The organism is Nocardia mangyaensis, assembly GCF_001886715.1.
In the GTDB taxonomy this organism is placed as follows: Bacteria; Actinomycetota; Actinomycetes; order Mycobacteriales; family Mycobacteriaceae; genus Nocardia; species Nocardia mangyaensis.
Window position 1 is genome coordinate 881702 of record NZ_CP018082.1, and the last position, 22752, is coordinate 904453.

The 22752-nt window shown below is 69.9% G+C and carries 20 protein-coding genes; 18 read left to right on the plus strand and 2 right to left on the minus strand.

Annotation, left to right across the window (positions count from 1 at the left end):
* The first annotated feature begins 40 nt into the window (after positions 1-40).
* The 14 genes from BOX37_RS03980 to BOX37_RS04045 all read left to right on the plus strand — a co-directional run bounded on the left by BOX37_RS03980 (position 41) and on the right by BOX37_RS04045 (position 10354).
* Complete coding sequence (locus BOX37_RS03980; RefSeq protein WP_084759407.1) at positions 41-340, plus strand: hypothetical protein; 300 nt, start codon at positions 41-43, stop codon at positions 338-340.
* A gap of 8 nt (positions 341-348) precedes the next feature.
* Positions 349-630: a hypothetical protein gene (locus BOX37_RS03985; RefSeq protein ID WP_206045765.1), complete on the plus strand. Its 282-nt coding sequence runs from the start codon at positions 349-351 to the stop codon at positions 628-630.
* Positions 631-790: 160 nt separating this feature from the next.
* Positions 791-2701, plus strand: a complete 1911-nt coding sequence (locus BOX37_RS03990; RefSeq protein ID WP_071926445.1) for a hypothetical protein — start codon at positions 791-793, stop codon at positions 2699-2701.
* A 4-nt stretch (positions 2702-2705) separates the two neighbouring features.
* On the plus strand, positions 2706-4223 hold the full coding sequence (locus BOX37_RS03995; RefSeq protein ID WP_071926446.1) for a hypothetical protein: 1518 nt from the start codon (positions 2706-2708) through the stop codon (positions 4221-4223).
* The gene (locus tag BOX37_RS04000) at positions 4220-5005 is read left to right on the plus strand and encodes an ESX secretion-associated protein EspG (RefSeq protein WP_071926447.1); all 786 of its coding nucleotides are present in this window, start codon (positions 4220-4222) and stop codon (positions 5003-5005) included. The genes BOX37_RS03995 and BOX37_RS04000 overlap by 4 nt, the downstream gene beginning before the upstream one ends.
* Before the next feature lie 7 nt (positions 5006-5012).
* Entirely contained in the window at positions 5013-5348 is a 336-nt protein-coding gene (locus BOX37_RS04005; RefSeq protein WP_071926448.1) for a hypothetical protein, read from the plus strand.
* Positions 5349-5384: 36 nt separating this feature from the next.
* Positions 5385-5672 (plus strand): YbaB/EbfC family nucleoid-associated protein, encoded by a 288-nt coding sequence (locus BOX37_RS04010; RefSeq protein ID WP_240505200.1) that lies wholly within the window; start codon positions 5385-5387, stop codon positions 5670-5672.
* A gap of 95 nt (positions 5673-5767) precedes the next feature.
* The gene (locus BOX37_RS04015) at positions 5768-6100 is read left to right on the plus strand and encodes a type VII secretion target (RefSeq protein WP_071926450.1); all 333 of its coding nucleotides are present in this window, start codon (positions 5768-5770) and stop codon (positions 6098-6100) included.
* Complete coding sequence (locus tag BOX37_RS04020; RefSeq protein ID WP_240505201.1) at positions 6097-7428, plus strand: hypothetical protein; 1332 nt, start codon at positions 6097-6099, stop codon at positions 7426-7428. The genes BOX37_RS04015 and BOX37_RS04020 overlap by 4 nt, the downstream gene beginning before the upstream one ends.
* Positions 7429-7475: 47 nt before the next feature.
* Positions 7476-7802: a PE family protein gene (locus BOX37_RS04025; protein ID WP_156910256.1), complete on the plus strand. Its 327-nt coding sequence runs from the start codon at positions 7476-7478 to the stop codon at positions 7800-7802.
* On the plus strand, positions 7799-8770 hold the full coding sequence (locus BOX37_RS04030) for a PPE domain-containing protein (protein ID WP_071926451.1): 972 nt from the start codon (positions 7799-7801) through the stop codon (positions 8768-8770). The genes BOX37_RS04025 and BOX37_RS04030 overlap by 4 nt, the downstream gene beginning before the upstream one ends.
* Positions 8771-8819: 49 nt before the next feature.
* Positions 8820-9611, plus strand: coding sequence for an ESX secretion-associated protein EspG (locus BOX37_RS04035; protein WP_071926452.1), 792 nt, complete (start codon positions 8820-8822; stop codon positions 9609-9611).
* 67 nt (positions 9612-9678) lie between these two features.
* A complete protein-coding gene (locus BOX37_RS04040; protein WP_071926453.1) occupies positions 9679-10020 on the plus strand; it encodes a WXG100 family type VII secretion target in 342 nt (113 codons plus the stop codon).
* A 40-nt stretch (positions 10021-10060) separates the two neighbouring features.
* On the plus strand, positions 10061-10354 hold the full coding sequence (locus BOX37_RS04045) for a WXG100 family type VII secretion target (protein WP_071926454.1): 294 nt from the start codon (positions 10061-10063) through the stop codon (positions 10352-10354).
* 59 nt (positions 10355-10413) lie between these two features.
* Here the strand turns inward: BOX37_RS04045 and eccE are convergent, their stop codons facing one another.
* Positions 10414-12213, minus strand: a complete 1800-nt coding sequence (gene eccE, locus BOX37_RS04050; RefSeq protein WP_240505202.1) for a type VII secretion protein EccE — start codon at positions 12211-12213, stop codon at positions 10414-10416.
* A 142-nt stretch (positions 12214-12355) separates the two neighbouring features.
* Between eccE and eccB the strand changes: the two genes are divergently transcribed.
* Positions 12356-13858, plus strand: coding sequence for a type VII secretion protein EccB (gene eccB / locus BOX37_RS04055; RefSeq protein WP_071926456.1), 1503 nt, complete (start codon positions 12356-12358; stop codon positions 13856-13858).
* 15 nt (positions 13859-13873) lie between these two features.
* Here the strand turns inward: eccB and eccA are convergent, their stop codons facing one another.
* Positions 13874-15697, minus strand: a complete 1824-nt coding sequence (gene eccA, locus BOX37_RS04060) for a type VII secretion AAA-ATPase EccA (protein ID WP_071926457.1) — start codon at positions 15695-15697, stop codon at positions 13874-13876.
* 172 nt (positions 15698-15869) lie between these two features.
* On the opposite strand from eccA, the gene eccD reads away from it, so the two are divergent.
* The 3 genes from eccD to eccCa are packed head-to-tail and all read left to right on the plus strand — an operon-like array spanning position 15870 to position 22752.
* On the plus strand, positions 15870-17297 hold the full coding sequence (eccD, locus tag BOX37_RS04065; RefSeq protein WP_071931171.1) for a type VII secretion integral membrane protein EccD: 1428 nt from the start codon (positions 15870-15872) through the stop codon (positions 17295-17297).
* Positions 17294-18715: a type VII secretion-associated serine protease mycosin gene (mycP, locus tag BOX37_RS04070; protein ID WP_071926458.1), complete on the plus strand. Its 1422-nt coding sequence runs from the start codon at positions 17294-17296 to the stop codon at positions 18713-18715. Before eccD ends, mycP begins: the two co-directional genes overlap by 4 nt.
* The gene (gene eccCa, locus BOX37_RS04075) at positions 18712-22752 is read left to right on the plus strand and encodes a type VII secretion protein EccCa (protein WP_071926459.1); all 4041 of its coding nucleotides are present in this window, start codon (positions 18712-18714) and stop codon (positions 22750-22752) included. The genes mycP and eccCa overlap by 4 nt, the downstream gene beginning before the upstream one ends.

Here is a 22752-nt window from a genome sequence, read left to right on the forward strand (position 1 = left end):
CACTAACGTCCATCACCCCGACGGCCACGAGGAGCAGAGCGTGCGGACCGACCATCCCGACGAAGCCGAGCTGCGGCGCAACTTCGCCATGGGTCTGGACGACGCGCTGGCCGGTCGCGGCCTGCGCTCCGCGACCGGCCTCGACCTGATGACCAGCACCGCGCTGCGAGCGGTGACCCGTGCCCACCCCCACGCCACCGAAGACCTGATCGCGGCGGCCGAGGCCGCCTTCGCGGGCCAGCTCGACGGCTCCAACGCGGCAGCCGAACGGGCCGAACAGCAGCGCCACATCGCCGAGATCAAGGCCCGCCAGCAGGCCGCCCGCCGAGAACGACCCTAGGAGTATCGGTGCGATTCGACCGCCCCACCCAAGCCGAGCTCGTCGCCAACTTCGAGGCCGCCCTGGCCTCGGTGTGCTCCGGCGGTGGCCTGAACTCCGAGACCGGCATCGACATGGAGACCGAAGCGGCGCTGTGGGCCATCGCCACTGCCCACCCGCACGTGCCCACCGAGCTCGTCGCGGCCGCCCGCACCGAGTTCGCGGCCCAGCTCGACGGCTCCCACGCCGCCGCCCGCCGCGCCGCCCTGGAACGGCGTTTCGCACAGCCCGCACCTGGTCGCGACGAGTGAATTCGGGCCTGTCCGTAACTTTGCCCACCGGCCTCGCCGCCGACACGTTCGGTTCACTTGCGCCCCCTAAACTCGCTGCGGCCCTCTGTGATTCGCGGTCCTTGCCCAGCGTGAGTGCTGCGAACCGGGACGGATGACAACGGGATCGGGAGTGTGATCGATGGGTGGCGACAACCCCTGGGAGGGTCTGGCCGGGCAGGCACGCAGTGGCTCGTTGACGCTCGAGGACGGTGCCATCGGCGATGCCGTGACCGCGGCAGCCGAGTCCGCCTACGCCATCGAGTTCCTGCGCGATTACGTAGTGCTTCTCCGTGATTCGTATGGCATGCCCAAGGACACCCTGCACTCGGCCTCGGAACTGCGGGACAAATACCTCGACCTGGCCGACGATCTCGACGATCGGCTCGGCAAGCATCTCGACATCCTGGCCGCGCTGGCCGATACGTTGATGACCGCCGACAAGTCCTACCAGAGCACCGAAGACAACTCCGAGGCCGAGTTCACCCGGCTCAAGGGCGAGGCCAAGGACCGGTCGAGCATCGCCCTCACCGATCACCAGGAGATACCTCCTGGCTTCGGCGACGCGAAGGAATTTCCGGGGCTCGACGAAGTCGACCGATTCGCCGAGCTCGCCGCGCTGGCGGCGACGGAGGAAGGTGTGCAGGCTCCGTCGATTGCCATCGAGCCGGCGAGTTCGCTGGATCTGAGTACCTTCCAGAAGATCTACGACGAGATGGCCGCGATTCACCTCACCTGGAAAGGCGAGCGGTGGACCAAGATCGCCGAGGGGATCGAGGGCGCCTTCGCGGACCTGCGCAACGAGCTGTCCCGGCTGAAGCGGGAGGAGCTGTGGAAGGGCGCGGGCGCCAACGACGCCGAGAGTGCTACCGAGGCCTACCGCCAGCAGGCCGGGGCGCTCGTCACTGCGATGCAGCGGACCGGGGACAACATGACGATGACCTCCGGGTGGGCCCGTGAGCTGCAAACGGGGCTGCGCACCGCGCTGGACAACGAGTACCTCTCGCCCGCGCTGTTGCGCAGTGGCGGAAGCTTCGTCGAGGACGGCACCGATCAGCTGACCTGGAACCTACTGAACAACGATCCTGCCCGGCGCGCGTACATGGAGACACCGGGCGAGAGTGACTATCACCTGAAAATGGCGATGGCCGCGCACAACGCCGTGAACGCCGCCCGCTCGGCTTTCGGTTCCTGGTACGAGCCGGGGATGGAGGCGACCGACGCCTCGATTCCGATCCTGCCCGATCCGAAGATCCGACCGGGTGACAACGGCGGCGACAACGGCGGTGGCGGCGGTGGCGGTGGCGGTGGCGGAGTCGACGCCAGCGCCTTTTCCGGTGGTGGCGGTGGCGGGGGAGGCGGCCTGTCGGACGGCTTCCTGAACGCCATGAACACTGCCGACCAGGCCCGTTTCGGCACCGATGCGCTCACCGGGCTCAGCACTGGCGGGATGCGCAACGGCGCGGGCTTCGATACCGAGGAGTGGGCGCGCCAAGCCGCGGCCCAGCGCGAGCTGGCCGAGCGGGAAGCGGCCCGGCAGGCCGCGCAGCAGGCCGCCCAGGACGCGGTGGGCCAGCTGCAGACCGCGGCCCAGGACGGGCTCTCGGCCGCCCAGGACGCGCTGTCGTCCGCCGAGAACATGGCCGGTATCCCCGGTGCGATCCCGACCGGGTTGGCCGCCGACAAGAACATGCCGAGCAAGCTCGCCGACGCCCTCAAAGCGGCCGGCGCCAAGGGCGGGGGCCTCGGTGGCGGTGGCGGCGGGGGTGGCGGTCCCCAGGCGGCGCTGGCGCGGGATGCTTCCCAGGCCTCGAAGCTGTTCCCGCGCGCCGCCATCAGCGCGGACGGGATGGCCACCGGCCGTGCCGGGTTGGGACCGATGGCGGGTATGCCCGGTGCGCCGGGCCCGATGGGCGGTGGCGGCGCCGGTGCCGGGCAGGGGCAGGGTCAGAACAAGGACCACAAGCGGGCCGACTACCTGGACTCCACCGAGCACCTCGACGAGGCGATCGGCGAGGCGCCGGTGGTGGTGAGGCCGGTGGTGGAGGGATGATCCAGTGAGCGAAGTACCGACCGGCACCACCGAATCGGAGAACGGGGCCGACGGCGACCGGCCCGACATCGGGTTCACCTTGGCCACGGCGACCGACGAGCCGGAGGTGCCCACGGAGCAGCGGATGGCCGAGCTCGCGGACCGGATCGGCCGCGAGCTCGGCGAGAACGCTCCCGGCGACTGGGTGGAGATCGAAGCGGTCTTCGCCCTCACCGTGGCCGCCGCGGCGAATCGAGTGCTGTGCCTGCGCGCCGACGGCAGTTCGATCCAGCTGGAGCTGCTGCCCGCGGTGGCCGCGAGGGTGTCTGAGCTGCGTGAGTTGTCCGCGGAACTGGCGGATGGTCCGTGGTGGCGGATGGTGGTCCGCCACCGCTCCGGCAGTGCACCGTCCGCCGACTACGACTACGGTGAGCAGCCCTTCCCGGACGAGTTCCTGTTCCCGCCCGAAGCCTACGAGCTGGACCTGGAGCAGTTCCCTCGGAGTCGGCTACCGGTGTGGCTGGCCGCGTACCTGCGCCACGGCGGACGGCAGCTGTGCCCACCCGGGCAGTCGGCGTTGCGGGTCGCGGCGGCCCCCGCACACCGGGTCGACGACCAGCTGTTGCCACCGCTGCCGCTGCTGTGGGCGCGCTGGTCGGTGCTGGCCGCCGGCTTCGTGGCCGCCCGCTCACCCCGGGGGCCGCGGGTACTGCCCTCGATGGGTGTCTTCGAGGGCGCCGGGCGCAGTGGCAGCACGCTGTACCTGCTGCCGGGCGACCGCGCGGTCCTGTCCGGCGGTGTCTGGAACGACCCGATCCTCGACGCGGCCTACAACGAGGGCGCCCCGCTGCCCGACCTGCTGGCCGGCGCGCCGGACTGGGTGGCCGATCCGGTACTGAATCCCCGCGTGGCCGGCGGCCAGCTGTCCTTCTGCTTCTGGTGGGACGGTGCGGCCTGGGCCGCGAGCGAGCCGCCCTCGGCGTCACGGTTCCGGCCTGCCCTACCCGCCGTGTGGGATTCGGATGCCGTGGTGGGTGTGCTGGCCGCGGTGGCCGCGCAGTCCGGCGCCGGTGCACCGGACGCTGACCGGACCCGGCGCCTCGCCGATCTCGTCGCCGCCGCGGAAACCGGGATCACGCTGCCCGACACGCTCGGTGCCGCGTTCGGTATCGCCGCTTCGGCAGTGGGTGGTGCCGAACCCGATCTCGACAGTGCCTGGTACCAGCTGAGTCTGGCTGGTTGCGTTGCCGCGACATCGGCGCCGTTGCCGCGCGACACCGCCCTCGCCCGGGTACGTGCGGCAGTCGAGGGGTCCGGCGCCGACACCAGTCGGTACCCCCTCGATGCCCTGGTCGCAGACCGTCTCGGCGTCGGCTGGATGGTGTACGCGCCCGTTGCGCCCGGTGAGATCCTGCTGGGCCGCGCCATCTTCTACATCGCCGACGACGGCGTCATCGAGAGATCGTCGTCCTCGATCCCGCCGACGGTGTACGCGGTCGGCTTCGCCGAACGGTATCGGCAGCGTCGAGCGGAGGAATCGTGAACCGCACCTGGTCGTTCGAGGATCTCGAATTCGCCGTCCTGTGGGAGGAACTCAAAGAATCGCACCTGCCGTTCCCGCTGATCTTCACCACCGATATCAAGACGGTCGACCAGTACGACCAGGCCAAGATCGAGATCCGGGAACGGCACCGGCGCACCCTGGATCCGGAGTTCCGGACCGCGCTCGCCGACATACATCGACCCGACATCCGGATCGAGGTGTTCGGCATCGACGGCAAGAATCCCGGCGACCCGAAGGGCAGCATCCGGCTGCTCGCCACCCGCCGGGCCGACCGGGGCTATCTGATCGAGCAGCGTCCGGGCCGCACGATGCACCATGCCGACGGGTTCGTCGTCCGAGAATGCGCCGCCATCGATCTGGGCCCCCGAGTAGCCGCGGCGCTGGGCGAAATGCCCGCCGGCTCGCGGGGCGATCTGCCACTGCCGCAGGCCCATGATGCCGCGGAACTGGACTATTCCCACATCGGCTCGCTGGTCCAGGACTCCTTCCTCGGGTCACCGATCGAGCAGGCCCGCGACTTTCGGACCGCTGCGACCACCCGGATCGGCGTCATCGACATCATCCAGGAACGTTCGGTCTACGGCCCGCGCGGGCGCACCAGGCATCGTCTGGAGTGGCGGGATCTCACCGACGACGGCCGCTACGTGATCACCGAGGGCGCACCGCCCTCAGCACTGGCCGCTGATCGGAATCGCTTGGTATCGCTCATCAATTCCCGGATCGCGGAAGTGGTCCGGGTCATCAAGGACGAACGTGTATGAGGCACCCATGACGAACCCGCAGCCGAAACAATTCACCGCGACATCGCGCACCGGCACGATCACGGTCCGAACCACCGAACAAGGTTTGCCGCTGGGTATTTCGGTCGACACCGGGGAATTGCGCGGCGATCCCGATCAACTCGCGGGGGAGATCTTGCGTCTGTGCCGCCGGTCCGCGACCCGGGCGGCACTGCAGCGTCGCGCCGAGTTCGAAGCCGCCGGTGTCGACAGTGCGGTGCTCGCCCGGATGGGCCTGCCCACCAGGGAGGACGTGGCGCGACAGGAGTACGCCGAGGAAGCCGAGTACGAGAACGAACCGCAGAGCTGGCTGCGTTCGGTGTGAGCACGTGACGAAAGGGCCTGACACATGGTCGATTCCATGGATGAGCTGGAAGAACGAGTCCGTAACCGGCTGTACCGCATGCGGGACTTCGCCGAGGAACTCGCCGCGGTCCGGGGTCGGGAGACCTCCGACGACGGGACGGTGACTGCCGAAGTGGACGGTAACGGCGCCCTGGTCGACCTGCGGCTGTCATCGGGAATCTCTCGGCTGACTGCCGAACAGTTCGAGCGGGTGCTGGTGCGCACGACCACGGCGGCCGCGCGCTCGGCGTTCGAGCGCCGAGGCGTGTTGGTCACCGCCTTCAACGAGGAGATCACCGCGTAGACACTTGCTGTTCACCGTGAAGTTCGTTGCGGTAGCTAGCTTTTCAGGCATCGGTTCCGACGGAAATGAGGCCGCCTAGCGGTCCGGGGAGCACTATGAACGACGTTGTAGCGACACCCGACGCGATCCGCCGATACGGCGACTCCGCGGCAAGCATGGCGCAGCAGGTCGCGACGGCGGGGGCGGTCAACCAGGGCGCCACCATGGCGGCGATGGCACCCGCGTTCGGTCTGATCGGCCAGGAATACCTGCTCGCCTACGCCTACGCGCAGGCCAACCATCTCGCCTCGGTCGCCGAGCTGGCCACCGTGCACGCCATGACCGCGGTGACCTCGTACCAGGCGGCTGGAGCCTACGAGGCCACCGATGAGGGCTCGGCGGGCACGTTCCGGGCGCTCGGACTATCGGCGGGCACCGCACGACCGTGACCGAGCCCGCTCCCGCGCCCGGCGCGGTGGAACCCGATCCGACCGTTCTCGATCTGTTGCAGGGCAGTGCGCTGGCACCGCTGCTCGACCTGCCGGTGAGCGGCATTCTGGATCAGCTCGGCCTCCCGCCGCTGCCGCAGATCCCGGAATTCCCGCCGCTGCCGGACTTTCCGCCGCTGCCGATGCTGGATCTGGCGGCGCTGATGCAACCGCTCACCGACCTGGCCTCGGCGTTCGGCACCGGGCAGATCGCGCCGACGGCACCGGCCGAGTCGACGGGTGATCCCGCCGCCGCGCCCACCGAGGCGGCGGTGGATCCGAGTCAGGTGCTGTCCCTGGTGAGCAGCACCCTCGAGAGCGTGCTCAGCCTGGGTAGCTCGGCGCTGCAGATGGCGATGTCGATGTGGCAGGGCGCGGGCGCGGACTCGGCCACCGACAAGGCGGCCCAGACCGTGGCACCTACCGCGGCGATCGGCAGCCAGGCCACCGCCATGAACTCGATCAACACCGGCGCGCTGGTCTCGGTCGGCACCGGCAAGCTCCAGCTGGCCGCGATCATCAGCAAGTACCTGGCGACAACGGCTGCCACCGCACCCTTTCTCGCGACACCGCCCGGCCAAGCCTTCCTGATCGCGAACACCGTGGAGACGGTCGCCGAGGGCAGCGCGGTCGTCGCCAAGACGCGGTCCGAACTGGCCGTGCAGGGCGCCTCGGTGACCACGGCGGGGGAGAAGGTACCGGTGCCGGGCGCCCCCACCGGGATGGATGTCGCCGACCAGCTCAGCCAGTTGCTCGGGTTGCTGCAGCCATTGATGGGGCTCGCCACGACCGGCGTGCAGACCGCGACGAAACTCGCCGAGCACCATGCCACGCTGACCGCGGCGACCGAAGCCGAGACCGACCGAGCAGACTCGCCCGGCGCGGTCGCGGCGGGCGGCGGATTCGCCGGTGGCGGCGTCGGCGGCGCCGGTGCCGCGGTGGGCCGGGCGGCCGCCGCGCTGAATCCGTGGCCCGGTACGCGGGCCGCGGGCGTCGTCGGTCCCTCGACCTCAGGTTTCGCCGCGCCGGGAACGCCCGGCGAGCACGCGACGGGCGCCGCGGGCCGCGGCATGGGCATGGGCGGCGGCATGATGCCGATGGGGGCCGGTGCGGGCGCCGCGGCCGGACGCGCGGGCGAGTCCATCGACGACGCGACGCGCACCCATTTGGTCACCGACTACGGCGACGAGGTGGTCGGCGACATCGATGCCGTCGCCACCCCGGTCGTCGGCGCCGCGGCCGCCGAGCCGAACGCCGCCCCGCCTCCGGACAAGGAACTCACCCTGTAACCCGGGGTGATCCGCGCACAGCAGGCATACGAGGAACAGGAATTGTCATGAGCGATTTCGACGGTGTGTACTTCGACGGCCCGACCGCGGCCGGTTCGGCCGGGCAGCTCGACGGTCTGGCCGACCGTCTCGACGCTGCCCTCGGCAGGGAGCGCGACGTCCTCGCTGTGTCGCCCGCCGGAACGGACGAGGTGTCGGTGCGTGCGGCCCACACCATGTCGGAGGTGGGAACCGCCTACACGGCGAGCTTGGCCGGCGGCATCGAGGAACTGCGCAAACTGGCTGCGGCCGTGCGCGGCCAGGTGCACCGGTTCGACCGGATGGACAGCGACAACGCGGGCGAGTTCACCGAAGTGAGTACGGCGTTGCGATGATCGAACCGCCGCAGGAAGGTTTCACCGGCGTCGTCTGGGAAGCACGGCCGCCGGAAAAACTGGCCGGGGACCTGACCGAGGGACCCGGCGCGGCGCCGCTGGCCGCAGCGGGCGCCGGCTGGGCCAGGCTCGCCGTGGAACTGGGCAGTATCGCGCTGGAGTACCAGCAGACCCTCGATGGGCTGCGCGCCGCCTGGAACTCGGCGGGTTCGAGCGCCGTGCTCGCGAAGATCGAGGGCCTGCAGGCGTGGCTGACCGAGATGGCCGCCGTGGCCGCGGCCAACGCGGCCCGAGCCGAAACCCAGGCCGCGGCTTACGAAGTCGCCCGACTGGCGATGCCCAACCACGGTGAGATAGCGGCCATCCGGGCGGTGCAGGACACCATCGAACAGGTCGGCGCACTGCTGGGAGCGCCGGTGCGCGGCGTCGGCGCCGACAACGACGCCAAGGGCGACATCGCCCACGCCGCCGCTTCCCGGGTCATGCGCGGATACGAGTCGGCCACCGAACCGTTGGCACAGCCGTGGCCCGCCGAGCAGGCACCGGTCATCGCGCCGCCCGCCCCGCTGGCCGCTGAGCGGGCGAGCGCCGCCGCCCATACCCCGATGGTCGGTCCGATGGGGCCGGTCCTGCGGGGCATCACCTCGTTGCCGACCATGCGCACGGCTTACCACACCCCGGTGCATGTCCAGGGCGGCTCCGCGGTCACCACCACCGCGACCGTGGGCACGTCGAATCCGGTTCCGGTGTCGTCGGGACATCTGCCGATGGCGCCCGGCGCGATGGGCGCCGCGGCGGCCGGCGCCGAGGAAGAACACACCCCGAGGGCGGGCGTCGCCGTGGAGCCGACCACCGCACCGGACGACCACATCGGAATCCTCGCCGCGCCCGCGGTCCTCGGCGTGCCGGACGCCCCCATCGTGCCCGAATCGGCAACGGAGCGTACCGGGTCGGACGGTGACCGATGATCACGTGGCACGCCGGTGTGCGCCCGAGACATCGAGTGGGCGGGCAGCGATGACCGTGCTGACCAATGACGGCCTGCTCGCGGTCGCCGAGCGACTGCGAGTCCAGACCCTGCCGTTGGTGCTGGCGGTACGCCCCACCCAGGAAACCCTCGCCGACTGGCAGGCGGCCCGCCGCGCGGCGGAAGCCGAACTGACCGGCACCGGGATCCTCGACGGTGACGAGGTTGCGAACACGGAACTGGTGGGCGCCCTGCTGACCCTGAGTCAGCCCGACCGGGAACTGGTCGCGCGGATCTTCCGCGGCGGCGCCCCGGTGCGGATCTGCCTGGCTCGGCGCGGTGAGGCGCACGCGCTGGCCGTGCGCACCGGTGACAGCTACGTGATCGAGCCGATCTGGGTGGACGGGAGCGGGCAATCGCTGGCCCGGCCGATTCTCGCGCAGCTCGGCCCACTCGCCGCCGCCGACGTGGCGGCTTTCAGCGCCCCGGCCACCGACCTGGCCGAGCGCTTCGACGCGGCCGAGAACGCGGCCGACTATGCCGACGCCGTCTACCACCTCGGTGTCGCGGCCACCGACGCCACCCGCTACGGGCTGGCGTTGGGCGACTGCCACACCTACGCCGAAATCGTGGCCTGTCACCACGAGGGCGGTGCGACCGAGCGAGCCACCGGCGCCGTCGCGGTGTATGACACCGCGGCGGGTCGGATCGTGGCAGCTCCCGGGCGGGCGCCGGATCTGCGGATCTGGTCGACGGTCACCCCGGGCACCGATCACCGGATCGCGCAGGCGATCTCGGCCCTGATCGAGCTCCTGCCCGGAGGAAGGTGGCTGCCGCAGTGAGACCAGGGCGGCGCGACCCGGCGCCGCCACCAACCCCCACACCGACTGTTATCAGAAAGGACTCACCATGACCACCGGAACCGGTGACGTGAATGTCGACGACGTAGCGGCCGCGGCGGCCGCGAACGAAATGTACGAGGCCATCGGCGCCATCCGTAAGACCATCAACGCCATCAACGGCGAGGTGCAGGATGTCAAGGCCAAGTGGAAGGGCGATGCCCAGGGTGCCTTCGAGACGGCCGCCGTCGACTGGGAGGAGGAGGCCACCCAGCTCAACGGCATCCTCGACCAGATGCAGCAGCAGGTGGAGTCGGGCAACAACGCCTACCTGGCGATGGACCAGGGCGCCCGGGACGACTTCGCGCGTCTGCAGGGCGGTTCGGGTGGCGGCGGCCTGACCAGCCTCTGACCGGCGCTGTCACGCACACTTTTCCGAAGAGAGGATTGCCATGACCATGGAATACGGCAAGGCCGCGATGGAGGCCCTGTTCGACAATCTGGAGGGCTACCGCGACGACCTGATCTCGCAGAGCGCCGCCGTGCAGGACGCCGCCACGTCGATCGACACCGCGTGGGACACCGACGCCAAGGGTGAATTCGTGAAGATCCACACCGAGTGGAACGACGCGATCGAGGACACCCAGCAGCTGCTCAACGCCATCGCCGCCGCCGTCGAGAACGCGCTCGGTGAGGCGCTCGGCACCGACGGCAAGGTCGGTGACGGCTTCGCCGAGATCGGCTGACCCGCACCGTAGCGAACGGCGTACTCGGATCACCGTCCGAGTACGCCGTTTTCGTCGTCTCAGCGGGCTGCGGCGAGTGATTCCCCGATGTAGCGCATTTCCTCGGGCGTGGTCACCATGCGCACGGTGGCGGTGGCGGTGGCGGTGCGTACCGTGATGGCATTGGGCGAGGTGTCGTCCTGCTCCAGCACCACATCAGCGGCGACATAGCCGCCCTGCTGGTCCGGCGACCGCACGTGCACCACGGTCGCGCCGCCGCTGGGCGCGGCCGGGGTGATCCCGTCGTAGACGATCACCGTCGACAGCGGCCTGCGCAGACCCGGCGGTGGCGCGGTGGGCGCCGGATTGCCAGTACCGGAATAGCGCGGCGCCAGCGAGAGCAGGTGCGGGGTGTTCAGATTCGCCACCATCGAATGCCAGGCCTCGGGGCGATCGGTGTGCACGATCACCCGGGCCCCTAGCGCGATGGCGCGCAACAGCACCTGCTGGGCGAGGTCCAGCTTGCCCACCACTTCCAGATGCCGGGTCCCGTCGCCGACCAGCGGCACCGCGAGGCCCTGCCCGGCGTCGTCGGCGCCGATGAGCTGCCCGCATCCGGCGGTCGGCACCACGATCTCGGTCAGCGCGGCGCGGGGACCGCGCTGGCCGTTGTCCACGCGCCGGGTGCGAGCATCGATCGGCACACTGTCGAGCAGGGTGGGCAGCTGACGGCCGGTGAGCTGGCGCAGGCCGGGCAACGGCGGTTCGCCGGGGGCGGTGGCGGTGTCGAAGCGGACCACCGCGTCCAGCACGATGGCACCCGATTCGGCGCCGGGTCGGGTGCGCGGCCCGAGGTGCCCGCGCAGCCGCAGGGTGAGCGTGGTGGCCAGGGCCGGCGTCGCCCAGATGGCGGCGAAACCGCGCGGGCCGATCAGATCGGCACCCACCTCGTAACTGGTGAGGTGCATCCCGTGCCCGACCAGGCTCCGCGGGGTCTCCTCGAATTCCTCCAGCGCCAGACCATGGGTGAGTTGGCGTGTCGCGCTGTTGATCTCGCCTGCGGTCAGCACCGAGACGGTGATGTCGCGGGCGGCCAGCCGGTTGGCCACGCGCCGCGTCGCGATGAGCGCCGAGCGCAGCACCCCGGTGGTACCGCCGCCACGGCTGTCCACCGCCTCGGCATTGGCCAGCGGATCCAGGCGCAGCACCAGCCAGACGGTGCGGTCGGCGATGGCGGGCAGGGGGCCGACGATCTGGTCGTAGATCCGGGCCACCGGACTGTCGCCCGCGGTGCGCGAGCCGGTGCTGATCACATCGATCGAGGCCAGCGTGATGTCGAATTGTTCGAGACAGCCCGCGATCTCGGTGAGCGGCAGCATCTGGTCGGTGGTCAGCGCGCCGCGGCGCAGCAACGTGAGCGCGTCCGGCGGGGGATCGATGCGCAACACCGTGATGAGTCGGTCGTCGTCCCAGCGCATTCCGTAGCTGCCGCCCTCGGGAAGGGCCACGTCGAACGGTTCGGAGTTGCCGCCGAGCCGGTCATCGCTGCGGCGCCAACGGAATCCGAGCTCACGGGCCAGCCAGGCTGCCGCCGAGCGTGGTTCGCCGCGCCGCCACGGTGTGAGCAACGCCAGAGTGGTCAGGGCGGCCAGGATCGGCGCGACCACGGGGTGGGCGCCTGCCGCGGTCACACACCAGGCGATCACCGCGGCCAACAGCAAGGTCGGCAGCACCCAGCGCAGCGGCAGCCAACGGAACAGCCAGAACTCCGGATCGCGCAGGACCCGGTCGGTCGAACTCGTCGCCGATTCCCTGACGCTTTCCTGTTGGTTTTCGATGGAATTAACCGAAGCGCCGATTTCGCTTCGCCATTCGTTCACTTTTGTCCACCCTGATCGCGCTGCGCAAATCATGCTCTTTCCAGAAACTATCCATGATTACGGTACAGTGTCGGCGGAATACGAGGCGTCCGGCGAATCGCGTCCGAATACGCCATTTTCGTGAATTTCTCTCGGAGGATGGATGCCGGCGCAGCTGACCACCCGAGCCCAGGTCAATGGATATCGGTTCCTGCTGCGGCGGCTCGATCACGCGCTCATTCGTCGTGATGTGCGCATGCTGCACGATCCGATGCGCTCGCAGCTTCGTTCGCTGATCGTGGGCGCGATCCTGGGGCTGCTGGTGGTGGCGGGCGCGGCGATCCTGTCGTTCTTCCGTCCACAGGGGGCCGTCGGGGACGCGAGGATCGTGGTCGGCAAGGACAGCGGCGCGCTGTACGTGGTGGTCCCGGGCGGCGACGGGGACGACCGACTGCACCCGGTGCTCAATCTGGCCTCGGCGCGGCTGGTCACCGGCAGCAACGAGTCGCCGGAGTCGGTGAAGGACAGCAAGCTGAACTCGTTCTCGCGCGGTCCGCTGCTCGGCATTCCCGGTGCGCCGGGCGCACTGCCCGGGTCGCATCAGGGCGACCGGTCGGCCTGGACGGTCTGTGAGTCGGTGCGGTTGTCGATCACCGGCAGCGCGGTCGGGGCGACCGGGGTCACCACGTCGATCCTGGCCGGAAGTCCCGAGCTCGGGACGGGCGCCAGGACCATCGCCGACGACGAGGCATTCCTGGTGCGCGAGGCCGACCGCGCCTACCTGATCTGGGCGGGCAAGCGCGCCGAACTGGATCCGACGGATTCGGCCACCGCTCGCACCCTCAATCTCGCCGCGCACCGTGCCCGCCCGGCCGGCCCCAGTCTGCTCGGCGCCACCACGCAGGTCCCGGCCCTGCGCGCACCGCAGATCCCGAACGCCGGCGACCCCGGTCCAGGGCCGCTCGAGGCGGTGCCGGTCGGCGGGATCATCGGGGTGTCAGGCGTGGCCGAGGGCACCGAGCTGTATGTGGTGCTGGCCGACGGGGTGCAGCCGGTGAGCCCATTCGCCGCCGCCCTCATCCGCAACGCTGATTCCCAGGGCATGCCCGGCATCGTCCAGGTGCCGCCGGACGCCCTGGACCAGGTTCCGATCCGCCACCCGCTCCCTGTCGGCGAATTCCCCCACGACACCCCCCGGATCATCACCGCCGAGGACGCCCCCGTGGCCTGTCTGGCCTGGACCAAGCAGCCCGGCACCGATCCGGCCCTGCGCTCGGCCACCGACGGCCCCGCCGACCGCGCGACGGTCACCCTGATCGCGGGCACCCGCCTGCCGCACCCCGAGAACGTCGCGCCGGTAGCATTGGCCACCGCCGACGGCACGGGCGATCGCGTCGACTCGGTGTACGTGTCCCCGGCCTCCGGCGAATTCGTTCAGGTCGCCGGTATAACGCCCGGCAGTATCCGCCGCGGCAGCCTGTTCTACATCACCGACAGCGGCATCCGGCACGGCATCCCCGATGCCGAAACCGCCGCCGCCCTCGGCCTCGAGGGTACCCCCCGCCTGGCGCCCTGGGAGATTGTCGGCCAGCTCGTCCCCGGCGCCACCCTGTCCCGCGCCGACGCCCTGACCAGCCACGACGCCGTAGCCGCGCCCCAGCGCTGACGACGGCGCCGCGGATCAGCGCAGGTTGAGCGTAGTGAGCAGGTTGTCCAGGGCAATACGCATGTCGGCGGCTTCGATGCGCATGAGAGTTTCCTCGTCGGCCTCGGTGAGGTCGACGGACTCGTCGTTGGCCAGGCGGAACTCCCGTTCTTCCTCGGCCGCCTCGATCACATTGCGGATGAAGCGTCCGTTACCGGCCAGGTCGACGCCGCGGCGGGGCTGGCCGCTCTGGTCGGTGCTCTCCTTGGCGTAGAGCACCCGGCACGCCTCGACGAGGAGTTCGGCGGCGTCCTCGGAGAGCTGGGAATCGCGCTTGCTCGCGATCACCTCGCCGATGCGGCCCAGCTCCTCAGCCGTGTAGGAGGGGAACTGCAGGCGTTTGGCGAAGCGGGAGGCCAGGCCGTCGTTGGCGGCGAGGAAGCGGTCGATCTCGCCGTCGTAGCCCGCGATGATCACCACCAGGCGGTCCCGGTCGTTCTCCATCCTGGCCAGCAGGGTGTCCACCGCTTCCCGGCCGAAGGCATCGCCGCCGGACAAGCCGCTCTGGATCAGCGTGTACGCCTCGTCGACGAACAGGACACCGTCGAGCGCCGAGTCGATCAGTTTGTCGGATTTGAGCGCGGTCGACCCGAGATGCTGGCCGACGAAGTCGGCCCGACTGGCCTCCACGACCTTGTCCGTCTTGAGCAACCCGACGCCGCAATAGATCTTCGCCACGATCCGGGCGATGGTGGTCTTGCCGGTCCCCGGCGGCCCGGTGAAGGCCAGATGCTGGCCGCGAGGTGTGCTGGCCAGGCCCTTCTCGGCCCGGATCCGGGCCAGCTGCGCCGACGATTGCAGCTTCGCGACCTGGGTTTTCACCGAATCCAGGCCGATCTGCCGGTCCAGTTCCTGTCGCGCCTGCGCCAGCACGATCTTGGCCCGATCGGCAGCGGCTTCTTCGGCCTGCTGCTCTTCCGAAGGCGCCGAGGCCGGGTCCCAGCGATCGGTGCGCGCATCGATGCGCTCCTTGGTGGTGACCGTGATTCGGTAGGTTCGGTCCCGCATCGCCGCGGTGTTGGCGGTGAAATCCGGCGACTGCGAATACACCTGTTCGAACAACGCCTGGGCGTCGTCCTCTTTGCCCGCCTCCCGCAGACACAGACCGCGGCAGAACATCGCTGCGGTCCGCGCACCCGGGATCGGGCCGACTTCGGCCTGCTCCATACGCCGGATCGCTTCGCCGAACAGCCCGAGTTGGGCACATGCCGAGCCGACCATCACATGCGCGCCCGCCGCCAGATACGGGTCGTCCCATTCGGCCGAGCCGGACAGCACGGTCATCACATCGGACCAGCGCTGGGTGTTGTAGTGCAGGACGCCGCGCACGTAGGCGCAGATCCGGTCGTCGACGGCTCGATCCGGATCGTCGGGGCGCTGCGCCCGGTGCTCGGCGAGCGCATCGAGCACCCGCTCCGCCTCGTCGTATTGCTGCTCGGTGATCAATTGCGCCGCGTGCGCGAGACAGACCTCGGTGTAGCTGGCCAAGGGGTAATCGATGTAGAGGCCGGGCAGGAATCGTCCGGCCAGCTGGCGGGGGCGCAGACCGAGGCGGCGTTGTTCGCGCAACAGAGAGCCCCCCGCGGTGCGGTACAGGTTCCGGATCACCTCGGGCGTGGTCTCACCGGCCGCTGCCCGCCCGAGCCACGCGTCGGCCGAATCCGGATCCCATTCGGTCGCCCGCCCGAACGCCAGTTTCGCGTACTCGGTGTCCCGGGTAGATTCCTGGCCGTCGATCGACAGACCCAGGGAGAGAATTCCGGCGTCGAAGGCTCGTTGTGCTTGGCGATTGCCGGTCATGTGAATACTCCCCGAAACCTTCTGTTCATTTTCTGGCCAACTCGTGGATCGAGTTGGTTCGGTCCTTCCGCTACATTAGCTTTCGTCATCGCGACAGGGCCAACATCAGATCGGAGTTCGTCACCCGTTGACCGAGTCGTCGAACGGCGGTATGCGTACCGTCGAACCGGAAATGTGCCGAGTATCGGTTATCGGCGGAAATACTCAGCTGGATGTCGGATTGCCGGCGTCGGTCCCGATTGCCGCCTTCATCACCGACCTGGTGGCACTCATCGGCTCCAGGGACCCTGCCACCGAGGACGCCGAAGGCGGCGCGGTGCCCGACCCACAGCGCTGGACCCTGGCCCGCATCGGCGCCGAGGCCATCGCCCCCAACCGCAGTCTGCTCGACGCCGAGGTGCACGACGGAGACCTGCTGGTGCTGCGATCCGTCGCCGCCAAGGAAGCGCCCGCGCTGTTCGACGATGTCATCGATGCCGTATCTCGGCTCACCGCAGCGGAATTCCGCAGCTGGTCACCCGCCTCGGCGCGCTGGGTCGGGTTGCTCGGGGCCGGGCTGGCCACAGTGCTCACGCTGATCCTGTTGGCGGCCGGGCGAAGTCACGGCGACGGGCTCGCCGCGCCGCTGCTGCTGCTCGGGTACGCGGCCGGTGCCGCGGCAGCGGCCACCATCGCGGCCCGTCGGTTCCAGGACGAGACGACAGCCGTGTGGCTGTCGCTGTGCGGGCTGCTGCTCGTCTTCGGCGGCGGAATCCTGTTGGTTCCGGGGCCATTCGGGAGCCCGCATCTGCTGCTCGGGTTCTCGTTGAGCATCGCCGCCGCGGTCGGGCTGTACCGGTCCACTGCGAGTGGTGCCCTGCTGTGCGCGGCCACGGTCACCCTCGGTGTACTCGGCGGTGGTGGCGCGGCGGTGCAGTTCATCTGGCAACCCGGGCTGCCCAAGATCGCTGCCGGCCTGCTGGTCGTGGCGCTGATCGTCATCTCGCTGGCGCCCCGATTCGCGGCGGTCGCCGCCCGGCTGCCGATTCCGCCGGTGCCCACCGCGGGCGCCGCCATCGACCCGGCCGACCACGAGCCGCGCCCCACCATCGAAGGGGTCGGTGCGGTCGGCGCCACCACGCTGCCCTCGGCGGTCGGTCTCGGTCGACGGGCAAGGGCAGCGAACCGATACCAGTCCGGCATCATGATCGGCTGCACCGTGGCAGTAGCCGGTGGCGCGCTCGGTGCCGCCGACCCGTTCGGCGCCGCGCGCTGGCAGGGGGTCGCGTTGGCCGTGGTGGCCGCCATCATCCTGTGTCTGCGCGGGCGCGCCTTCGCCGACCTCACCCAGGCCGCGACCCTGATCTCGGGCGGCGCGGCGACCTTTCTCGCGCTCGTCATCGCCATGGCTGCCGCCGAACCGGACCGAATCCTCACCGCAGCAGTGCTGCTGCTGGTCTTCGCGGCCGCCGTGGTGGCGTTCGGCGTCATCGGCCCGCACACCGAGATCACCCCGGTCGCCCGGCGGGCGGTGGAGATCTTCGAATACCTGCTGATCGTCACGGTCGTGCCGTTGGTGCTGTGGCTTCTCGACGTGTACTCGATGGCCCGAAACCTATGACGGCGCGGGGTTCTCACCTCCGCCGGGTTGCCGCGGCCTGCCTCGTGGCCGGCTCGGCCGTGGTGGTGCCCCAGTCCGTGGCGGCGGCGCTGCCTCCGCCTGTGGTCGACCTCGCTGCGCTGGGGCCGGCTCGGGATCTGAGCGGGCAGCCGCGACCGCTGGAACCCACCGAGCAGCGAACCGTCTGCGCCGAACCGGTGCTCACCGGCGGCTCGCCCCAGGAGCCGCCGTTCGCGCAGCGGGTTCTCGATCTGCCCGCGGCCTGGCAGTTCAGTCGGGGTGCTGGACAAAAGGTCGCGGTGATCGATACCGGGGTGAATCCGCACCCACGCCTGCCCGCGCTGCAGCCCGGTGGCGATTTCGTCTCCGACAGCGACGGCACCGTCGACTGCGACGGCCACGGCACGTTGGTCGCCGGGATCATCGCCGCCCGACCTGATCCCGGCGACGCGTTCACCGGCGTGGCGCCGGAGGCCGAGATCCTCACCATTCGCCAGCTCAGCCTTGCCTTCGAACCGGTCGAGCGCAATCGCACCCCGAACCCGGGCAGCATCGCGGACGCGGGCTACGGCAATGTGCTGACCCTGGCCGCCGCGGTGGTTCGCGCCGTCGATCTGGGCGCGACCGTCATCAACATCTCCGAGGTGGCCTGCACTCCTGCCGGGGGCGATCAGGCCGATGCCGCCCTCGGCGCGGCTGTGCGCTATGCCTACGAGCGCAACGTGGTGGTCGTGGTGGCAGCGGGCAATCTGCAGTCCGGCGGAAGCTGCGCCCAGCAGAACGAGCGGTCCGGGTGGGGCGGGGTGCAGACGGTGGCCAGTCCGGCCTGGTTTCAGCCCTACGTGCTGCCTGTCGCGTCGGTCGACCCCGACGGCGCGCCCTCGGCGCTCACGCTGTATGGACCGTGGGTCGGAGTGGCCGCGATCGGCCGCGACATCGTCTCGCTCGACTCGAAACCCGGCGGCGCCGGTCTGGTGAACGGGGTGCAGACCGCCGAGGGCATCCACTCGGTGGAGGGCACCAGCTTCGCTGCGCCCTACGTGGCCGGGCTCGCCGCCCTCATCCGGTCCCGGTACCCGGAGCTGACCGCCCAGCAGGTGATCGACCGCATCACCCGCACCGCGCACGCCCCCGGCCCCGGCCGCGACGACCGCATCGGCCACGGCCTCATCGACCCGCTGGCCGCGCTCACCGCACCACTGCCCGACCGGCCGATCGGCGACGGCGCCATGACACCACGCGCCATCGCCGAACCGGCCTACGCGGCAGGCCCCGATCCCCGCCCGCGCCGGATCGCACTGGCCGGCTCGATCGCGGCGATGACTGTGCTCGGCATCGGTCTGGCCCTGGCCAGAGCGTTCCGGCACGACCGCGACGAGCTGCCAGAGCTGGACCCACCACAGGACGGAGACGCATGACCACCGAGGGATTCGTTCGCCGTCCCCGGGTGGCGCCGCCGCGGGTGCCCGGCGGTGAGGTGGCGCTCACAGCACCGCCGGAGATCCCCCGCAACGTGCCGACTCCGCTGATCACCAAGCTCATGCCCGTGGTGATGGTGGTGGCCGTGATCGGGATGATCGGGATGATGGTCATGATGGGCCGCGACCTCATGCGCAACCCCTTCATGATGATGTTCCCGCTGATGATGATCATGTCGATGGTCGGCATGATGGCCGGATTCCGCGGTGGCGGCGGGCAGAAGCGGCCCGCCGAACTCAACGAGGACCGCAAGGACTACTTCCGCTACCTCGACCAGATCCGCAAGGACGTCGGGCGCACCGGCGCCGAACAGCACGCGGCGCTGCTGTGGAGTCACCCAGACCCCGGTGACCTGCTGCCGATGGTGGGGTCCCGGCGGATGTGGGAAAGGCGGCCGAGCGATATCGATTTCGGGCACGTCCGGGTGGGGGTCGGCAGTCATCGTCTGGCCACCAAGTTGGCCCGCCCCGAGACGGGTCCGCTGGAGGACCTGGAACCGGTCTCGACCGTGGCGCTGCGCCGATTCGTGCGCACCCATTCGGTGGTGCACCAGTTGCCGACCGCGGTCTCGCTGCGCGCGTTTCCCGCGATCAATGTCGAAGGTGAGCACGCCGAGGCGCGAATGCTGGTGCGCGCCATGCTCGTCGAGCTGACTGCCTTTCACGGACCCGACCACGTGGCCATCGCCATCGTCTGCGCCGAACCCGACGGACCCAGCTGGTCGTGGGCGAAATGGCTGCCGCACCTGCAACATCCGGACCAGCGCGACGGCATGGGCGCGGCGCGCATGATGTACGACTCGCTCGCCGAACTGGAGACCGCGCTCGGCGACGAACTCCTCGAACGCGGCCGCTTCATGCGCAATCCGCAACCCACCCAGGGGCGGATCCACCTGGTGGTGGTGATCGACGACGGCTACGTCAGCGGCACCGAACGGGTGATCAGCGAATCCGGCCTGGATTCGGTCACCGTCCTCGACCTCACCGCGCCCGAGGGTGGTCTGGCGGCGCGTCGCGGCCTACAGTTGGTGGCCGCCGACGGCGAGATCTCGGCCCGGAGCGCAGCGGGCGTGGAGAAGTTCGCCACCGCCGACTCGGTCACCCTCGCCGAAGCGGAATCCCTCGCCCGCGCGCTGGCTCGCTACCGGATCGCCACCGCGGCCCAGATCGTCAGCCTCGGTGACGATGTCAGCACCGCCGATCCGGGCCTCATGGCGCTGCTGAAGATTCCCGACGCCGCGCGCATCGAGCCGAACCGGGTGTGGCGTCCCCGCACCGCGCGCGAACGGCTCCGGGTGCCGATCGGCATCACACCCGATGGCAGCCCGGTCGAAATCGACATCAAGGAGTCCGCCGAGAATGGCATGGGCCCGCACGGGCTGTGCATCGGCGCCACCGGCTCCGGCAAATCGGAATTCCTGCGCACGCTGGTGCTCTCGCTGGTCACCACGCACTCCCCGGACGCGCTGAACCTGGTCCTGGTCGACTTCAAGGGCGGCGCCACCTTCCTCGGGCTCGACCCGCTGCCGCACGTCGCCGCGGTCATCACCAACCTCGAAGAAGAGCTCTCGATGGTGGACCGCATGAAAGACGCATTGGCCGGCGAGATGAATCGGCGCCAGGAGCTGCTGCGCTCGGCGGGCAACTTCGCCAATGTCAACGACTACGAGAAGGCGCGGGCGGCAGGGGCGGCGCTCGACCCGCTGCCCGCGCTGTTCGTCGTGGTCGACGAGTTCTCCGAATTGCTCTCGCAGAAACCGGATTTCGCGGATCTGTTCGTGATGATCGGACGGCTGGGCCGCTCGCTGCATGTGCACCTGCTGCTGGCCTCCCAGCGGCTGGAGGAGAACAAACTGCGTGGCCTGGACTCGCATCTGTCCTACCGGATCGGCCTGCGCACCTTCTCCGCCAACGAATCCCGCGCGGTTCTCGGCATCACCGACGCCTACCACCTGCCCAGCGTGCCCGGCGCGGGCTATCTGAAGAGTGACTCGGCCGACCCACTGCGGTTCACCGCCACTTACGTCTCCGGGCCGTATGTGGCGCCCCGCAGTGCCCCCGAGGTGGACGGGCGGCCGGTCGATGTCCTGCCGCCGCGGGTGTTCACCGCCGCGCCGGTCGAGTTGTCGGAGGTCGCCGGGAGTACGGTCGCCGCCGACGATCCGCTGGGCCTGCCGCCGCCACCGCCTTCGGCGAGCGCAGCGCCCGCCGAAGGCGTCCCGGCGACGCTGCTGGAAGTGGTGGTGGACCGGCTCATCGGGCACGGACGCCCAGCCCACGAGGTCTGGCTGCCGCCGCTGGACGAATCGCCCAGCGTGGACATGCTGCTGCCCGATCCGGATTGGCGCTCGCTGAACAACCGCAACGGTCGGCTGTGGATGCCGGTCGGCGTGGTCGACAAGCCCTACGAACAGCGCCGCGACGTCCTCACCGTGGAGCTGTCGGGTGCGCAGGGGCACGTCGCGGTGGTCGGCGGTCCGCAGTCGGGTAAGTCCACCACCTTGCGCACCCTCATCGTGGCGGCGGCCGCCACCCACACGCCCGAACAGGTGCAGTTCTACTGCCTGGATTTCGGTGGCGGCAGCATGGCCGGTCTGGTCGGGATGCCACACGTGGGCTCGGTGGCCGGCCGCCTCGATGTCGACCGGGTCCGCCGGACGGTCGCCGAGCTGACCAGCTTGCTGCGCCGCCGCGAGGAACTGTTCACCGAGCTCGGCATCGAATCCATGGCCGAATTCCGTCGGCGCAAAGAGCAATCGGGTGGCGGCGAGGGGGATCCGCTCGCCGAGGACCGGTTCGGAGACGTATTCCTGGTGATCGACGGGTGGGCGGTCATCCGGGAAGAATTCGACAGCCTGGAGCCGCTGATCAACGCCATCGCCAAACAGGGCCTGTCGTTCGGCATCCATCTGATGCTCGGCGCCTCCCGCTGGGCCGAGATCCGGCCGGTGGTCAAGGACCAGATCGGTACTCGCCTGGAGCTGCGCCTCGGCGACCCGTCGGACTCCGAAATGGGTAGGCGCACCGCTGGATCAGTGCCCATGGGCCGACCCGGCCGCGGCCTCACCCCCGACCAGCTGCAGATGCTCATCGCCCTGCCCCGACTGGACTCCGACTCCGACTCCGACACTCTCGCCGACGGCGTCGCCACGGCGCGCAAACAACTCACCGAGCTCTACGGCACCCGCCGCGCGCCCGAAGTGCGGATGCTGCCGCTGCAGTTCAGCCGCGAGGAACTGCTGGCCCAGGCCGCGGCGACGGGCATCGTCGAGGACGCCAAGCACGTCGTGATCGGGCTCGGCGAGAGTGAATTGACCCCGCTCGTACTGGATTTCGAGGCCCAACCGCACTTCATGGCGTTCGCCGACGTCGGCTGCGGCAAAACCACGCTGCTGCGCAACATCGTGCAGGGCATCGCCGACCGCACCACTGCCGAACAGGCCCGCTTCATCCTCGTCGACTACCGCCGCACCATGCTCGGCGTCCTGGAGGGCGACCAGCTGGCCGGCTACTCGACCTCGGCGCAGACCTGTGGACCGATGATGAAGGAGGTCGCGGCGTTCCTTGCCAAACGCCTCCCGCCCGCCGACGTCACCCCGCAGCAGCTCAGGGAGCGCAGTTGGTGGACCGGCTCGGAGATCTATGTCGTCGTCGACGACTACGACATGGTGATGACCGGAGGCGCCGTGAACAGCCCGTTCGCCCCGCTGGTCGAATACCTCCCGCAGGCCCGCGATCTCGGCTTCCACTTCGTCGCCGCCCGCCGGATGGGCGGCGCGGGTCGCGCACTGATGGACAACGTGATGGGCGGTATGAAGAACCTGTCCGTGGACGCCCTGGTCATGAGCGGCTCCCGAGACGAAGGCAAACTCTTCGGCAACTTGCGTCCCAGCAAACTTCCGCCCGGCCGCGGCACCCTGGTCTCCCGTGCCCTCGGCGAGGAGATGATCCAGATCGCCCACCTGCCGGAGTTGTGA

Bases quoted from the DNA above. Each gene is read 5' to 3' on its own strand.
- BOX37_RS03990 (WP_071926445.1), top strand. From the start codon at position 791: ATGGGTGGCGACAACCCCTGGGAGGGTCTGGCCGGGCAGGCACGCAGT.
- BOX37_RS04005 (WP_071926448.1), top strand. From the start codon at position 5,013: ATGACGAACCCGCAGCCGAAACAATTCACCGCGACATCGCGCACCGGC.
- BOX37_RS04010 (WP_240505200.1), top strand. From the start codon at position 5,385: ATGGATGAGCTGGAAGAACGAGTCCGTAACCGGCTGTACCGCATGCGG.
- BOX37_RS04015 (WP_071926450.1), top strand. From the start codon at position 5,768: ATGAACGACGTTGTAGCGACACCCGACGCGATCCGCCGATACGGCGAC.
- BOX37_RS04025 (WP_156910256.1), top strand. From the start codon at position 7,476: ATGAGCGATTTCGACGGTGTGTACTTCGACGGCCCGACCGCGGCCGGT.
- BOX37_RS04030 (WP_071926451.1), top strand. From the start codon at position 7,799: ATGATCGAACCGCCGCAGGAAGGTTTCACCGGCGTCGTCTGGGAAGCA.
- BOX37_RS04035 (WP_071926452.1), top strand. From the start codon at position 8,820: ATGACCGTGCTGACCAATGACGGCCTGCTCGCGGTCGCCGAGCGACTG.
- BOX37_RS04040 (WP_071926453.1), top strand. From the start codon at position 9,679: ATGACCACCGGAACCGGTGACGTGAATGTCGACGACGTAGCGGCCGCG.
- BOX37_RS04045 (WP_071926454.1), top strand. From the start codon at position 10,061: ATGACCATGGAATACGGCAAGGCCGCGATGGAGGCCCTGTTCGACAAT.
- eccB (WP_071926456.1), top strand. From the start codon at position 12,356: ATGCCGGCGCAGCTGACCACCCGAGCCCAGGTCAATGGATATCGGTTC.
- eccA (WP_071926457.1), bottom strand. From the start codon at position 15,697: ATGACCGGCAATCGCCAAGCACAACGAGCCTTCGACGCCGGAATTCTC.
- eccD (WP_071931171.1), top strand. From the start codon at position 15,870: ATGTGCCGAGTATCGGTTATCGGCGGAAATACTCAGCTGGATGTCGGA.
- mycP (WP_071926458.1), top strand. From the start codon at position 17,294: ATGACGGCGCGGGGTTCTCACCTCCGCCGGGTTGCCGCGGCCTGCCTC.
- eccCa (WP_071926459.1), top strand. From the start codon at position 18,712: ATGACCACCGAGGGATTCGTTCGCCGTCCCCGGGTGGCGCCGCCGCGG.